This window comes from Amorphus sp. 3PC139-8 (assembly GCF_040750475.1).
Classification (GTDB): domain Bacteria; phylum Pseudomonadota; class Alphaproteobacteria; order Rhizobiales; family Amorphaceae; genus Amorphus.
In genome coordinates this window covers 16,251-31,227 of sequence record NZ_JABJVY010000013.1, presented here as the reverse complement: position 1 = coordinate 31,227, position 14,977 = coordinate 16,251, and the positions used below count along the sequence as shown (strand labels likewise).

The following is a 14,977-nucleotide window of genomic DNA, read 5'->3' as shown; positions in this document are numbered from 1 at the left end:
ATGACCGACACCGTCCCGGCGTCGAAGCCGTCTATCGACCCGCTGACCCTCGCCGTCGTCCAGCACAAGCTGCGCGCCATCGCCGAAGAGATGGTCGAGGCGATGACGCGCACCTGCTTCTCGCCGATCCTCAACCAAAGCCGCGATTTCTCCAGCGTGGTGCTCGACGGTCGGGCCCGAACCCTTGCCCAGGCCGAGCGCGTGCCGATCCACATGGGCGCTATTCCCTTCGCTATCGAGGCGATGGCCGAGGTTTTTGAGGGGGATCTCCAACAAGGCGACGTGCTGATCGCCAACGATCCCTATCTCGGGGGCAGTCACCTCCCTGACGTCACCATGGCGATGCCGGTCTTCGGCGAGGGCGAAATCCGTTTCTGGGTGGCGCTGCGCGCTCACCAAGGCGACATAGGCGGCCTTTCGCCGGGCAGCTACAGTCCCGGCGCCACGGAGATCTGGCACGAAGGCCTGCGCATTCCGCCGATGAAACTGGTCGAGCGGGGACGGCTGCGCACCGACGTTCTGGAGCTCATGGCACTCAATTCGCGCAAAGGCGATGACCTGAAAGGCGACATCCACGCCCAGATCGCCGCCCTCTATACCGGCCGCGATCGGATGGAGCAGCTCATCGCGCGCTACGGATCGCAGATCGCCACGACCTGCGCCGAGGCGGTACTCGCGTCCGGCGACGCGCACATGCGCCAGTTTCTAAAGCGCTATACCCCCGGCCACTACGAAAGCACCAGTCATCTGGAAGGCGCTCCCGACGAGCCTTTGATTCCGATCACGGCGAAAATCGACATCTTGTCCGACAGGATCGTTGTCGATCTCAGCGACTGTCCGGACCAGCTACCGACCTTCCTCAACAGTCCCATTGCCAACACCCGGGCGGCCGTCATCGTTGCCCTACTCTATCTGAGCGACAACGAGGGGACGCTCAACGACGGCGCCAGTCGCTGCGTCGACATCGTCACGCGACCGGGTTCGATCGTCGATCCGCGCGAGCCGGCCCCGGTGGCCGCCTGCACCTCGCTGACGGCCAGCGCGATCATCGAGGCGGTGCTGAAAGCGATGGCGGATGCGCTCCCCGAAGCCGCGATCGCCGGATTTGCCCGCCGCTTCCGCTTTGCCATTGCCGGCCGAGGCACGTCCGGCGAGGCCTTCATCTGGCACTCGTTTTTCAATCGCGGCGGCGCTGGGGCCAACGCCCACCACGACGGCTGGCCCAACCTCGGCGGCATCCACAATCCCGGCGGCACCCCTTCGCCGAGCATCGAACGCACCGAGGCCTCCTATCCGCTGGTCGTCGAGGAATATTCCTTGCGCGAAGGCTCCGGCGGCGCCGGCCTGAAGCGCGGCGGTCCCGGCGGCGTCTTTCGAATGCGCTATGAAGGAGAAGGTGTCGCGACCATCGCTACAAGCGGCGATGGGCTGCGCGTACCGCCCTACGGCCTGGCCGGCGGCGCTGACGGCGAAGGCCACGCCTACCACATCGAGCGCGCGACCGGCGATGTCGTCCCGCTCGGCCCCCGCGAGAGCCGCACCGAGCTCAGAAAAGGCGATCGCATCGTTTGCCTGTCGGCCGGCGGCGGCGGATACGGAAAAATCGATGGATCAGATCTCAGTCGAGAGGTCTGAAAAAGCAGACTGTAGTCGCCGTCCAGATCAGCGACCAAGCGGCCCGACAAGCACGCGCGGCACGTCGCGAACCGAACGACGAAGGCGAACCCATGACCCACAAGAAAAGCCCCAGGGCCGTAGTGGCCACTAAACGCCGGCGAGTGCGATGATCGCCTTCGCCAACGCGCCGTCGGGCTCAGCGATCGCGTCGAGAACTGTGAAATGGGTCCGTCCGTCCGGTTCCATGAGGTGCGCTTCGGCGCCGCGCGCACGCCAGCCCTCCACGAGTTCCGCCGACCAGGCGCGAAAGCCGCGCGTCTCTTCGCTGCCGACGGCAGCCAAAAGCGGCACCAAAGGAGCGGTCGACGGCAGAGTGCCGAGCCGGACGAGCGGGCTTTGTCTTGCCGCTTCCTCTTCCGTCAAACGGAGGTCCACGTTGATCGACGTGCGCAGAAGCGGTCTTAGATCGTAGGCGCCGCTCACCCCGACGAGCCCGGAGATTGGACCCCCGCCGCGCTCCGCATCGTCTAGGGCCAGCATGGCCGCTAGCTGGCCACCAGCAGAGTGCCCGCCGACAACGACGGAGGATGGCGCCAGATTCTCGACCACGTAAGCAAGCGCCAACCGCAACTCGTCTACAATGCTTCCGACCGGAACGTCGGGAACGAGATCGTAGGTCGGCAAGACCACCGTGATGCCCGCGGCGACGAAGGGAGGCACCAGGAATGATACGTAGGACTTGTCTAGGGCACGCCAGTAGCCCCCGTGCACGAAGAAGAGCACCGGCCCTCCGGCCGGCCCCGCCGGAAACACATCGAGCAGGCAGCGCGGGCCGGCGCCGTAACGCACATCGAGCTGCCAGCGTCCGTCAGCCCTGACCGCAGCGCTTTTGCGGCGATGGAGATCGTAAACCTCGCTGCGCTCCGGGTGACGCCGACGCAACGCGTACTCGGCCTCGAGCTGAGCGTCGACGGCAGATGGTAAATTCAGCATGATGGGATTTTTCAAAGACCAAGATAGGCGGAGCGGACGGAGTGATCGTCGAGCAATTGGCTGCTTTCGGCGACCCGAACGATCTCGCCTTCAGCGATAACGTAGCCAAGGGTCGCGCTTTTGAGCGCCATGTTGGCGTTTTGCTCGGCGAGCAGGATCGACATGCCGTCGCGGTTCAGACGGCGGATCGTGGCGAAGATATCCTGGACGACGCGGGGGGCCAGCCCCATCGACGGCTCGTCGAGCAGCAGGAGCCGTGGTCGGCTCATGAGTGCGCGGCCGATTGCCAGCATTTGCTGCTCTCCGCCCGATAGCAGACCCGCGGCCTGATGTTGACGCTCGGCCAAGCGTGGGAACAGCTCGAAAACCGTGTCCAGATCGTCCGAAACGGTTCGGTCGCGCCGCCAGATCAACCGACGAAATGCCCCCATCTCCAGGTTTTCCCGCACGGTCATCGGCGCGAACACGCGCCGACCTTCCGGAACCATGGCAACGCCGTAGCTGAGCCTGGCGGACGCAGAGCCGCCGGTCCGATCGCGCCCGGCAATCTCGATGCGCCCACGGCTTGGGCGCAGGAGGCCTGCAACGCAGCGCAGGAGCGTCGACTTGCCAGCGCCATTCGCCCCGATCAGGCAGACACACTCCCCTTCCGGGACGTTGAGCGAAATGCCGTGCAGCACATCGGACGCGCCGTAACCGGCAGCAAGGTCGGTGATCTCAAGCATCTTCGCTCTCGCCGAGATAGGCGGCCAGGACTTCCGGGTGCTGACGCACGGTGTCGGCATCGCCTTCGGCAATGCGCCGTCCGTTGTTGAGGACAAGAATGTCGTGGGACAAAGACATGACCATGCGCATGTTGTGCTCCACTAAAAGGACCGTCATGCCATTGCGGTTGAGGTCGACGATGATCTCGCCCATGCGGTCCGCCTCCCCGTGGGGCAGGCCAGCGGCCGGCTCGTCGAGCAGAAGCAGGCTGGGATCGGAGGCGAGCGCGCGCGCAAGCTCCAACACCTTCATCTGGCCGAAGGACAGGGCGCCAGCCTTAAGCTGCGCCTTGTCGGCAAGCCCGAACCGCGTCAGGAGCGCATGGGCGGTCTCTGTCAGGTCCCGCTCCTCCGCCTGTTGGCGGAGGGTGGCAAATATGGCGGACATCGTCCCGGCCCGGCCGGTCGTGTGAGCACCGACCATCACATTTTCAAGGACGGTCATCTCCTGGAAGACTTGAAGGTTTTGAAACGTCCGGGCGATGCCGAGCCGTGCCCGACGAAATGTCGGCAGCGCGTCAATGCGCGACCCGTCGAAGCTGATCGTCCCGGTGGTCGGCCGGGTGACGCCGGCGATCATGTTGAAGAGTGTGCTTTTGCCGGCGCCATTCGGACCGATCACGGCCTTGATCTGGCCGCGGTCGACCGTGAAGGACAGATCATCGACCGCGGTTACACCGGCGAATTGGCAGGTAAGGTCTGAAACGTCCAGGATCGGCGTCATGCGCGCCTCCCCACCCATCTGGCGACCGCAGTCGGCAAGCTTGCCAGCCCGCCCGGGAAGGCGACCAGGACCACGATCATTCCCGCTCCGAAGATCAGCAGCTCAGCATCTTCGAAACCCGCCAAAAACTGAGGCAGTAGGACATATATCGCCGTGCCGAGGACGGGGCCCCAGAAGGTTCCCGCACCACCGATCGCGACCATGACGATGAGCAAGATCGATGTCGCGATCGAGAACGTCTCCGGCGACGCGTACATGTTCACGTGCACGTAGAGCGAGCCGGCAATTCCCGCCAGTGCAGCAGAGAGGCTGAACGCGACCAGCTTGATGCGGAAGCTGTCGATACCGACCGCATCGGCGCCGAGCTCGTTGGTGGCGACGGCGCGCAGCGCCCGCCCAGAACGCGAACGCAAGAAGTTCAAGATCACCAACATGACAAGGAAGGAGGTCGCCCAAACCAGCGGAAACACCCGCGGCTCCCGGTCGAGTGCGTAGCCGAAGATCGAGAACGGCTCGACCCCCAGAAGACCGTTGGGACCGCCGGTGAGATCGATGAACTGGACGAAAAAAACGATCAGGATGGCGTTCCAGCCAAGCGTGGCCATGGCCAGATAGTGGCCTTTGAGCCTCAGCGCCGGGATGCCGACAAGCGCCGCCGCTCCACCGGCGACAAGAGCCGCCGCAGGCAGCCCGAGCCAAGGGGTGACGTCGAGCTCGACATTCAGGACCCCGCTCGTATAGGCGCCGAGCCCGAAAAAGCCCGCCTGGCTGAGCGAAATCTGCCCACCGTAGCCCATCAACAAGTTGAGCCCGGCGATCAGTATCAGATTGATAAAGGCGAGGTTGGCGAGCGACAGGAGGTAGTTGTTCGGCAGAACGAACGGCAGGACAATCAGCGCCAACCAAACCGCGACCAGGCGTATGTGCTGGGAGGCGGCAAGCGCGACCCAACCACCGGGAGCGGGACGGCCGGTAGCGGTCAGGGCCGCCGACTGGGACGAGGACGTGCTCATCGTCACACCTTCACGATCTCGGCACGACCGAGAAGGCCGGACGGGCGCGCGAACAGGATGGCAAGGAGGATTGCGAATGCGATCGCGTCCTTGAAATGCGATGAAATGTAGTAGCTGCCAAAAGCTTCCAGGAGGCCGAGTACGATACCGCCGACCACCGCGCCTTGAAGGCTCCCGACCCCGCCCAGCATCGCTGCACTGAAGCCCTTGAAGCCGAACATCGCGCCCTGATCGTAGGACGCGAGAGTGAGCGGCGTGATGATCGCGCCGGCAAGCCCTCCCACCAAAGCGGCGATGCCGAACGAGAGGAGCACCGTCGAGCCCACATTCACACCGACGATCGACGCCGCTTCACGGTCCGCGGCAGCCGCCCGAAGCGCCTTACCGAGCATCGTGCGCTCGAAAAAGAGATGCATGATGACCAGGAAGATCAGTGTGATCGCGATGATCCAAAGCGTCTGGAAGGGAATCGCAACGCCTGCGACGGAGAGCGTGGCGCCGCCTGAGAAGCCGGGATAGCCGACAGGCGTTTTGCCGAGGATCAGCATCACGAGGCTGCGCGAACAGATCGCAAGTCCGATCGTGATCAGCGTAATCAGGAGCGGCGTCGGCCGCCTGAGCGGAGCGATAACGGCTCGCTCCGATAGGAGCCCCACGGCACCGACAAGCACGACCGCGACCAGGCAAGCCAGGGCTACGGATCCAAAGGCGCCGAGCAGGAGGGCGGAAATCATTCCACCCATCACAACCCATTCGCCCTGGGCGAAGTTCATCGCTCCGGTGCTCTTGAAGACGACGTTAAACCCGAGCGCGATGAGCGCGTAGATCGCGCCCGTCCCAATTCCGGCGACCAGGATCTGTAGGAAAGCCGAGCCATTCTCCATGATGACGCCTCAGAACGCGCGCATGCGGTTCGTCTCGAACACCGGCAACTTGATGCCGAGCTCGGCGAGCTTCTGACGCGCGTTCGCAACATAGCTCACGATCACGTCCTCCTCCTCTGACCGGCCGGTGGCGCCGAGGCCGTTGGCAGCCAGAACAGCCTCCGCCTCGGCTTCCGCCCCGGCGTGCTCCGGAGCAAGCCAGGGACAATGGTAGCCTTGGAGCTCGACCTCGTTGACGTGACGCACGAGTTCCTCGGAAATCAGCTTTCGTTCTGTTTCGCTCCAGTGTGGCGCGCGGATGCCGAGATAAAGCCAGCCAAAGGCGGCATGACGCTCTTTGTCGGAGATGATGTGATCGAGAACGCTCGCGATCACCGGATTCTTCGCCGCGCGCCGCCAAGCTCGGTAGAGCTCAAGCTCCAGCCCGTCCTCGAAGGCTGCGTGGACGGCGACATATGCGTCGAGATGCTGGTCGGCATTGAGCACCCGACGCGGAAGGTTCTGATTGAACACCGCCTCATAAGCCTTAGAGCCCGGCCGCACGATGCGCCCACCGAACGCCTCGGCAAGGCGGTCGAAGCATTCGACATGCCAGGCTTCTTCCGTGTTGCGCACCGTGAGATAGAATTTTGGGTCGATCTCGCGATGCGCCTCCATGCAGAAGCGCATGAGGAGCGCCGGGGTCTCGGTGAGGCCGGTGGCCTCCACCCAGACCCGCCGGCTCCAGGCGCGCCGGGCCGCCTCACGCACCGGCGGGTCGTAGTCGTCAACTCCGAGCGCGTCCCAGGAGATGTCGCGGAGCGGGTTCCATCGTCCCGCTTTGCCGGATTCGTAGAGCGCGCGGATCTCAGGCAACGTCACATTCATTTCGAGAGGAAAGCGACGCTCTACGAATAGCTTCAGCGGAGAAGGCCGTGTCTGGACCGCCGTATCCATCTCAAATCGTCCCGAGCTTGGGATGGCTGAAGGGTGGCAAGTTGATCCCGAGCGGGCGCATCTGGTCGCGAATGCGCTGCACAGTGGCGATGAAGACCGGCTTTTCGGCCTCCTCCACGGTGGCGCCAAGGCCTGCCTCATAGGTGATCCGGTCGGCCTCGACCTCGGCATTTGATGCCGGATTGGGCGGAGCGAGCCAGGCGCTGTGGTAGCCGTTAAGTTCAACCTTCTCCATCATAGTAACGACGGAGTCCTCAATCATCTTCTTCTGCTCGTTATCGAGCGTGTCGCAAATCGCTTCGAGGAAATACCAGCCGAAGGCACAGTGGCGGGATTCGTCGCGCATGATAAAACGCACGATCTGCTTCGCCACGGGATCCCGGGTGACTCGGTCGAGATGCTTGAAGACGTCGAACGCGATCTCTTCCGCCGTGCAGACGAGCGCGGCGATGATGCCTTCCAGCGGGATGTCGGCACTCAGTGCGGCGCGACGCACGCCGTGCGTCGAGACCGAACCTTGGAACAGCTCCTCGACCGGCTTCTCAACGTAGCCGCCGAGCCGTTCAGCCATTGCATGGCACACCTCGGCGTGCCGCGCCTCCTCTTGCGAGCGGATGGTGAAGAAGAGCTGCATGTCGGACGGCCGCTTCTCCACGCCGAAGCGAACCTGCAGCGCCGGGCTTTCGGAGATCGCCCCATATTCCGACCACGCTCGCCGGCTCCAGTAGAGACGCGCGGCATCGCGCTGCTCTTGAGTGTAAGCGTCGGGATCGAGCTTGTCCCAGTCGATGTCCTTCTGCGGATCCCACTGGCTGCGCGTGGCGGTGTGGAACAGCTCGCGGATGCGCGGGAGATCGGAGTTAAAGGACAGCGGGAACCGGCTTTCTGGACCGTCGAGAAGGGTCTCCACCATCTCCACGGCCTGCTCCATCGACATGTCGCGCGATAGGGCCATAGTGTCTTGCCTCCTGGAGGATTGTATTTGCTATTGGTCAGGCATAGTCGGCGAGATGGAAGCGACCATCGCGCCAGTTGATCAGGACGATGTCGTCCTTCGACAGGCCGGAGTGGCGTTCGGGGGAGAAGTTGAACACTCCGCTGAGACCCGCGTAGCCGGTCACGCTTTCAAGCCCTTCGGGCAGGCGATGCGGGTCGGCGTCGACCTTAATGAGGGCCTGGTCCGCGAGCATCGCTGCGTCATAGGACTCCGCCGCATAAAGGCTCGGCGGATGGCCGAAGCGGGCTTCGTAATCGCGATAGAATTTCAGAATTCCGGCCTTCAGCGGGTCGCTGTTGGGAAGCTGATCTCCGACAGGCATCTTCAAGCTAGCAAGCAAAAGCGGCTCAGCCGCAGCACCGGCAAGCTCCATATACTTAGCGGAGACGAAGCCATAGCTGTGGATTAGCGTGCGCTTGTCGAGGCCAAGCTGCATGGCCTGCTTGAGGAACACAACGCCGGCGGGCGTAACCGTCCAGCAGATGATCGCGTCGGCTCCGCTGTCGCGAATGCGGGTGAGCTGCGCCATCATGTCGGTATCGGACGGGGCGAAGGACTCGTAAACCACCTCAAGGCCGCGTTGCGGCGCGACGATCTCCATTTGCGTTTTCGCACCCTGTCCGAACCCGCTGGTATCGGACAGAAAGGCAACCTTTTTGATGCCCTTCTTTTCGCAGTAGTCGGCGATGCGCTGAAGAACATCGGAATCGTCGACAGTCGCCTTGAAAACCCATTTGCGCTCGTCGACGGGGTTTACGATTGCCATCGCGCCCTCGCTGGAGACGAAGGGCACTTTCGCGGCCTCTGCCAGAGGCGCCATGGCGAGTGCGATCCCGCTCATGTTGCCGCCGCTGACGATCACATCGACTTCGTCCTGACTAATAAGACGGCGCGTGGCGGAAATCGCCTTCTGGGTCTGGCTTTCCGCGTCATAGAAGGTCCACTCGACCGGCCGTCCGGCCATCCCGCCCTTGGCGTTGAGCTCCTCGATCGCGAGTTCCAAGCCGGCTTTCATATCCTCGCCGAGGAAGGCCGCGGGGCCGGTGACCGAAAGGATCGATCCCACCTTGATCGGCTTGCCGGTTGCGGCGAAGGCTGGACGGGCAGCCGCGAGCGCCAACGCGGCCCCCGAAGCGAGTTGGAGAAATTCGCGTCGTGCGATGGTCATATCGCCTCCTTTCGAAGGAGCCCCCTCCGGCTCCTCGGGCTGGTGGTTCAATGTCAAGGCTCGCCGCACCAGTCCGGCGGCCGGGACGCCGTCCAACTCCTGGATCCGGAAGTTTCTTTATATTCCAGAGAGTTGGATCAGAACGTAGACGGAAGGCCTGTTCCCTTTTGTCAGTATTTCGTCTTAGTCTCGATGCACGGTGCTGGTGTTGATGCCTCCGAAGCCGCGATCGCGGGACAGCGGAATAGTGAGCGTGTACCGGGCCATATCGGCGCGATGGACGGTGTGGCCGGCCATGGCGAGCCGCCCTTCGCTGGAGCGATAGCGCAAGGTGCGGATGAGGACGGGCGCGCCGATCGGAAGCTGGAGATATTCCGCCTCCTCCGCCCCGGCGATGCCCGCATCGATGGCGAAATCACCGTTCTTCAAATCGACTTGCTGCCACAGCAGATGCAACGGAGAGCCCTCTGCGCTGGCTTCCGTCCAATCGGCCGTCAGATCATCCGGGAGGTAGCGATAGTCGAGGGCGACCGGCACGTTCGCCGCTGAACGCACGCGCTTGATGAACAGGATCGGTGCGCCGGGCTCGATCTCAAGCTGCGCTGCAACGGTCGCGTCGGCGCCAACCCGCTCGAAAACCAAAAGGGTCGACTGCATCGGCGTCCCGTGGTCGGCCCACTGGCGCAGGAAATCCATCTCGGGATCGAACCGCTCCTCGACCTTCGGCGCGGCGACGAAGGTGCCGAGTCCGCGCGAACGCGTCAGCAGCCCCTCTTGCACAAGTTCCGAAACCGCCTGTCGGACCGTGTCGCGACTGACACCGAACATCTCGCAGAGCTGCTCATCAGAAAAGAAGCGCCCGTCGGGCCGGTCGAACGTCAGCAGCATGGCGACGAGGCGCTGTTTGATCTGCGCGTAGAGCGGCAGAGGCGAGGAACGATCGAGCGGCCGACTGTTCCAGTCTCCAGCATAGTCGAGAGGGCTTGGCAGCGCCGTGGTCATCGATCCCGCCTGCATCTTCATATGTATGATAGTCCATACATTCCTATATATAGGCAAGACTAAATTTTACGCAGCGCGTTTTCGTTTCCAGGAGGGGCCCATAGAATGGGTGCTGTGTCGGGAAGACAGAGCCCACCGCAACGCTTGGCCGAGGCCCTTTGCGGGCTTGGAAGTCCCATCGCGCTCGCACGTTGACCGCGCGAGAACAGCCACGACGAGGCCGCAGGCGAATAGGCCCTGAACTCTTCCAACCTATTGAAGTGACAACACTTTCGTGATTCACGGTCGAAGTGGATCACAATGAGGCATGGGCGGCGATCTCGCCCCACGTGCGGAAGAGCCGGCCCTGAGCACGGAGGGCCGGAAACCCGCGCATGATCTTGGGCTTCATTCACATGCTGAGTGTGGTGGCCGTCGGGTGGACTGGAAAAATATCGCGCGCGTCTTTGCGGCCTTCCGAGAGCGAGCGTCCCATCCTGTATCCGACGAATGCCATTGAGGCGCTGTAATCCAAGCTACGACGGGCGATGCGAATGCACGGCTAGGTTCATCCGCCTCGCCAGATCGCCCAAAGCAGCCAAACTCCGCCGAGCACTGCAGCAAAAAAGCCAAGCAACGCAAAAATCGAAATCCCGATGGAGAGTTCGTCGCCGGAAACCGCCATCACGATGGATGATCCAATAGTCAGTGCCGCGATCACGATCCCCATCGTCAGTCGTGCCATCAGACGGTCGAGTCGCCGAAGATACCGCTCCCCCTGATCAAGCTCGATATGCAGCTTCAGTCGACCAGTCTGCGCACCATCGAGCAGCTTACGCAAATCTCCTGGCAGATCCGCCATCAGGCCAAATCCATCTGTGAGCCCCTCACGCGCCCGGCGCGCCAGTTCGCGCGGTGAATGGCGCTGCCAGACAAGATCTTCCAAAAATGGCTGTGCAGCACCGACCATATCGAACGTCGGATCAAGCTCGCGCCCCATGCCTTCAAGCGAGATAAATGCCTTGATCAGCATCGTCAGATCATACGGCAAGGCCAAGCGATGCTCACGCATTACCGCGATTAAGTCAGCGATTATTTCCGACAGATGCAACTGCCCAAGCGGCACGCCATGCACTCTGTCAATAAATCTTTCGACTTCGGCAGCTAGTCGTACATTGTCTCCATTCTCAGTTCCGGCCCAGCGCAACAGAATATCCGCTACCTTGTCGGCACGCTTACCAACCACACCGAACAACAGATCGACCACTTCGTCCCGGCGCTGCTGTGTCAACTGACCGACCATACCGAAATCAATGAAAGCGATTTCGCTGGCCGTAAGGTAAATGACATTACCCGGATGAGGATCAGCGTGATAGAAACGGTCGATGAACATCATCTTCAGCACTGCATCGGCTCCTCGCCGCGCCAACACCTTCTGGTCCAACCCCGCAGCCCGAACCTCCACCAAGTTGCTGCCTGGGATGCCGATTATATATTCTTGGACGTTCATGTTCTCGCGGCTCCACTGCCAATGGACAGTGGGAATGCGAATGTAAGGGTCGTCGGCAAAATTCGCCGCTACCCGGTCGGCATTCCGACATTCGTTGGCCAGATCAAGTTCGCTGCGCAGAGAACGGTCGAATTCGGTGGCGATTTCGACTGGCCGGAACCGGCCCAGCCCCTTCGCCTCGGCCAGCACGGCCAGCCGCCTGATCAGGCGCAGGTCGGCCTCGATCACCGGGACAATGCCGGGACGGCGAATCTTTAACACCACCTCTTCACCGGTTTTCAGTCTTGCCCGGTGCACCTGTGCGATCGATCCGGCGGCCACCGGTGTCGTGTCAACCGCATCAAATTCCTCAGCCAGAGAGCCGCCAAACGCGGCTTCTACCTCAACGGTCAACTCTGTCCACTCGAGCGTGTGTACCTTGTCCCGAAGATTGCCAAGTTCCGCAATATAGGCTGGGGACAGCATATCAGCGCGTGTGGACAGGATCTGACCCAATTTGACGAAGGTTGGACCCAACTCTTCGAGCGCGAGGCGCAGACGCTCTTCCGGGGCCAGGCTATGATCCACAACGCCCTGATTTTGATGCGTCGCCTTTCTGATGCCGCCGACCAGCTTGTCGACCCCAAGTTGGCGTACCAGATCGCCGAAACCGTGCGCGATCAGGATACCCGCAATTTCGGTCAGCCGCCGTAAATCATGAGCCGCAAAGGAGAGACCCACCGACATCAGGTGTCCTTTTTCGTTTCATCGGGACTCGATGATTGTTCTCTAGGCATGATCCCTCCAGCGAACGTATGCATCATCTCGATATAGAGCCGGTCAAGCGCCGGCACATCACCTGTTGCGCGGTTCAAATCGTTCTCTGGAAACACAACGCCTCAACCGGTCCCCCCGATCGCCAGCTGCAAAGCCTCAGCAACATGCTCCATTGCATCCTCGATTTCTGGACCGGCCTTACGCATCGCTGCAGTGCCGATCCGGCACCGTTACGGATCTCACAGCGAATGTTACCGCCGGTTCCATAGCGGTCCGCCGGGCATGGCTGATCTCAAAACCATTCGTGTCGCCTCCGGTGATCGTTTTTCACTCTGCGTCACGTTAAATCTGAAGGTCCTCTTCCGGACAGCTCGTACGACGTAAGTCAAGCCGAGGCGCGCGAAGGCGAACTTCGAGGTCCTGTCGATGGCGAGGAAGAGCTACAGCTTTCCCTCGACGGTCCGGACCTGGGCAATGTCAATGTGGAAATAGCCGATCGGATAGGCCTTGAACGTTTTCTTCGCTTCCTTGTCGCCTGCAAGGTCGGGCAGCCGTCTGATGCCATGCCGTTGCAGACAGCGATGCAAGGAAGACCGCGTCATGTGCGGGATCGTCGGCTGGAGTGCGTAGAAACAGTCCTCGAGCGGCAGCAACGTGTGTTTTCGGAAGGCGACGACGATCGCCTCTTCCTCCACAGACAACACGCTCGAACAGGCTTCCTTCGGCCCAGTCGGTAGATCGGCAACCGAGGTCCACTTCTTCCACTTTGCGACCGTCTTCTGGTTGATGCCGCAGCGCTTCGAAAGCGCCCTCAGATGCTCTTCACTATTCTGTATTGCTCGACGGACCGCCTCTGTCGTCGTGGCGCACCCGTGCAGAACCTGTCCCAGTGCATCCCCCACTCTCGCGAGAAGACGGCACCATCAAAACCCGAGATCAAACACCTAGTCTCAGGACCTATTAGTTTGGATTGAGAGAGGAGCGGACCGATGGACATCGTCGTACTCGGGATCGATTTGGGCAAGAACTCGTGCAGCCTGGTTGGGTTTGATGCGACTGGCGGAGTGATTCTTCGGCGGCGTATGCGTCGCGACGCGGTGCCTGCTTTTGTCGAGGCATTGCCGATCTGCATCGTCGCGATGGAGGCGTGCTGCGGAGCTCACCATCTGGGTCGACTGTTCTCGGCGTGCGGCCACGAGGTCCGGCTGATGTCTCCGGAATATGTCCGCCCCTACGTGAAGGCCAACAAGAACGACGACCGTGATGCCGAGGCGATCGCTGAAGCCGCGACGCGGCCGACGATGCGGTTCGTGCCGGTCAAGAGCGAGGCGCAATCGGACATCCAGGCGCTGCATCGGGGGCGCTCGCGCCTGGTGACGGAACGCACGGCGCTGATCAATCACCTCCGCGCATTGTTGCTGGAGCGCGGGATTGTAGCCCCAAAGGGAAGGAAGCAGTTGGAGGCGCAGCTGACGGTGTTTGCCGACGAGGATGATCCCCGATTGTCACCGCGCATGCGCCTGTTGATCGAAGACTTGCGGGCGGAGTGGCGCCTGGAAACCTGGACCATTGAACGGTCGATTGAGACCGGTGTGATTATGAGGACCGGGCTGCGCGGATCTCCATCTTGGCCGGGGCACGATCCCGAGACCGGATACGTTGACGCAGACTGAACAGAGCAATCTTCAGATACCCCTTTGCAGACGGGGCGGGCCATACGTTCACGGTCTTCGATAGAGGAGATGGTGATGGGTGATTTGTTTCTGTTGAGCGAGCGCCAGATGGCGCGGATATCGCCGCATTTTCCGCTGGCACACGGGGTGCCTCGGATTGACGACCGGCGCGTGGTGAGCGGCATCGTCTACGTGATCCGCAACGGCCTGCAGTGGAAGGACGCACCGTCCGGCTACGGCCCGCACAAGACGCTTTACAACCGGTTCATCCGATGGAGCAGGATGGGCGTCTTCGATCGCATCTTCGCTGCTCTCGCCGGCGAAGGGCCCAAGCCGGAGCGCATCATGATCGATGCGACGCATCTGAAGGGCCCACCGCACCGCGGCGAGCCTGCTTAAAAAGAGGATGTTCCCCGTCGTATCGGGCGAACGAAAGGCGGGCTGAACTCCAAGCTCCATGCCGTCTGTGACGGCGAGGGCCGGCCGATCATCCTGCTGTTGTCGGAAGGCCAGATGAGCAACCATAAGGGCGCGCGCCTCGTGCTCGCCGCCTTGCCGCCGGCCTCTCACCTGATCGCCGATCGCGGCTACGACAGCACCTGGTTCCGCACCGAACTCCAGGCCCGAGGCATCGAGCCCTGCATCCCGTCAAGCCGAAGCCGCAACATCCCCTACGCTCACGACGCCACCCTCTACCGGCAACGCCACAAGGTCGAGAACCAGTTCGCCAAGCTCAAGGACTGGCGGCGCATCGCAACCCGCTACGACCGCTGCGCCCACACCTTCTTCTCAGCAATCTGCATCGCAGCTGCCCTCATCTTCTGGCTCTGATCAATGAGTCCTGAGCCTATGAAACGATCTAACGTCGGATTTCGGTCGGATTTCCGAAAGCCAACGCGCGACCGCGCGCCGGCGGTCAGTCCGCCTCCGCAGAGTCATTCGCGAAGCGAGCTTGGCGTGA

Annotated in this window: 11 protein-coding genes and 3 pseudogenes; 3 read left to right on the top strand and 11 right to left on the bottom strand. The window is 62.1% G+C overall.

The genetic code is table 11. The features are described 5' to 3' along the window. Positions 1-1,635, top strand: coding sequence for a hydantoinase B/oxoprolinase family protein (locus tag HNS03_RS13550; RefSeq protein WP_367196033.1), 1,635 nt, complete (start codon positions 1-3; stop codon positions 1,633-1,635). Between the two features lie 129 nt (positions 1,636-1,764). Here HNS03_RS13550 and HNS03_RS13545 read toward each other — a convergent pair whose 3' ends face one another. The 11 genes and pseudogenes from HNS03_RS13545 to HNS03_RS13495 all read right to left on the bottom strand — a co-directional run. After that, positions 1,765-2,610 (bottom strand): alpha/beta hydrolase, encoded by an 846-nt coding sequence (locus HNS03_RS13545; protein ID WP_367196032.1) that lies wholly within the window; start codon positions 2,608-2,610, stop codon positions 1,765-1,767. A gap of 11 nt (positions 2,611-2,621) precedes the next feature. Continuing rightward, a complete protein-coding gene (locus HNS03_RS13540; protein ID WP_367196031.1) occupies positions 2,622-3,335 on the bottom strand; it encodes an ABC transporter ATP-binding protein in 714 nt (237 codons plus the stop codon). Further along, complete coding sequence (locus tag HNS03_RS13535) at positions 3,328-4,098, bottom strand: ABC transporter ATP-binding protein (RefSeq protein ID WP_367196030.1); 771 nt, start codon at positions 4,096-4,098, stop codon at positions 3,328-3,330. The genes HNS03_RS13540 and HNS03_RS13535 overlap by 8 nt, the downstream gene beginning before the upstream one ends. Further along, positions 4,095-5,111 (bottom strand): branched-chain amino acid ABC transporter permease, encoded by a 1,017-nt coding sequence (locus tag HNS03_RS13530; RefSeq protein WP_367196029.1) that lies wholly within the window; start codon positions 5,109-5,111, stop codon positions 4,095-4,097. The genes HNS03_RS13535 and HNS03_RS13530 overlap by 4 nt, the downstream gene beginning before the upstream one ends. Positions 5,112-5,113: 2 nt before the next feature. Next, complete coding sequence (locus tag HNS03_RS13525; RefSeq protein ID WP_367196028.1) at positions 5,114-5,995, bottom strand: branched-chain amino acid ABC transporter permease; 882 nt, start codon at positions 5,993-5,995, stop codon at positions 5,114-5,116. A gap of 9 nt (positions 5,996-6,004) precedes the next feature. Further along, positions 6,005-6,850: a ferritin-like domain-containing protein gene (locus tag HNS03_RS13520; RefSeq protein ID WP_367196027.1), complete on the bottom strand. Its 846-nt coding sequence runs from the start codon at positions 6,848-6,850 to the stop codon at positions 6,005-6,007. A gap of 82 nt (positions 6,851-6,932) precedes the next feature. After that, positions 6,933-7,886 (bottom strand): hypothetical protein, encoded by a 954-nt coding sequence (locus HNS03_RS13515; RefSeq protein WP_367196026.1) that lies wholly within the window; start codon positions 7,884-7,886, stop codon positions 6,933-6,935. Between the two features lie 37 nt (positions 7,887-7,923). Continuing rightward, on the bottom strand, positions 7,924-9,096 hold the full coding sequence (locus HNS03_RS13510) for an ABC transporter substrate-binding protein (protein ID WP_367196025.1): 1,173 nt from the start codon (positions 9,094-9,096) through the stop codon (positions 7,924-7,926). 183 nt (positions 9,097-9,279) lie between these two features. Beyond that, positions 9,280-10,098, bottom strand: a complete 819-nt coding sequence (locus tag HNS03_RS13505; protein ID WP_367196024.1) for a GntR family transcriptional regulator — start codon at positions 10,096-10,098, stop codon at positions 9,280-9,282. A gap of 547 nt (positions 10,099-10,645) precedes the next feature. Next, positions 10,646-12,313 carry an ABC1 kinase family protein gene (locus tag HNS03_RS13500; RefSeq protein WP_367196023.1) on the bottom strand — a complete coding sequence of 556 codons (1,668 nt, stop codon included), beginning with the start codon at positions 12,311-12,313 and terminating at the stop codon, positions 10,646-10,648. Positions 12,314-12,786: 473 nt separating this feature from the next. Beyond that, positions 12,787-13,233 (bottom strand): annotated as a pseudogene (locus HNS03_RS13495) (IS481 family transposase); the annotation flags it as partial. Positions 13,234-13,332: 99 nt separating this feature from the next. Between HNS03_RS13495 and HNS03_RS13490 the strand changes: the two are divergent. After that, positions 13,333-13,896: pseudogene (locus HNS03_RS13490) on the top strand (IS110 family transposase); the annotation flags it as partial. 195 nt (positions 13,897-14,091) lie between these two features. Beyond that, positions 14,092-14,847: pseudogene (locus HNS03_RS13485) on the top strand (IS5 family transposase). Positions 14,848-14,977: the final 130 nt, after the last annotated feature.

Coding starts and splice junctions, on each gene's coding strand:
- HNS03_RS13550 (WP_367196033.1), top strand. CDS start 1: ATGACCGACACCGTCCCGGCGTCGAAGCCGTCTATCGACCCGCTGACC.
- HNS03_RS13545 (WP_367196032.1), bottom strand. CDS start 2,610: ATGCTGAATTTACCATCTGCCGTCGACGCTCAGCTCGAGGCCGAGTAC.
- HNS03_RS13540 (WP_367196031.1), bottom strand. CDS start 3,335: ATGCTTGAGATCACCGACCTTGCTGCCGGTTACGGCGCGTCCGATGTG.
- HNS03_RS13535 (WP_367196030.1), bottom strand. CDS start 4,098: ATGACGCCGATCCTGGACGTTTCAGACCTTACCTGCCAATTCGCCGGT.
- HNS03_RS13530 (WP_367196029.1), bottom strand. CDS start 5,111: ATGAGCACGTCCTCGTCCCAGTCGGCGGCCCTGACCGCTACCGGCCGT.
- HNS03_RS13525 (WP_367196028.1), bottom strand. CDS start 5,995: ATGGAGAATGGCTCGGCTTTCCTACAGATCCTGGTCGCCGGAATTGGG.
- HNS03_RS13515 (WP_367196026.1), bottom strand. CDS start 7,886: ATGGCCCTATCGCGCGACATGTCGATGGAGCAGGCCGTGGAGATGGTG.
- HNS03_RS13510 (WP_367196025.1), bottom strand. CDS start 9,096: ATGACCATCGCACGACGCGAATTTCTCCAACTCGCTTCGGGGGCCGCG.
- HNS03_RS13505 (WP_367196024.1), bottom strand. CDS start 10,098: ATGACCACGGCGCTGCCAAGCCCTCTCGACTATGCTGGAGACTGGAAC.
- HNS03_RS13500 (WP_367196023.1), bottom strand. CDS start 12,313: ATGTCGGTGGGTCTCTCCTTTGCGGCTCATGATTTACGGCGGCTGACC.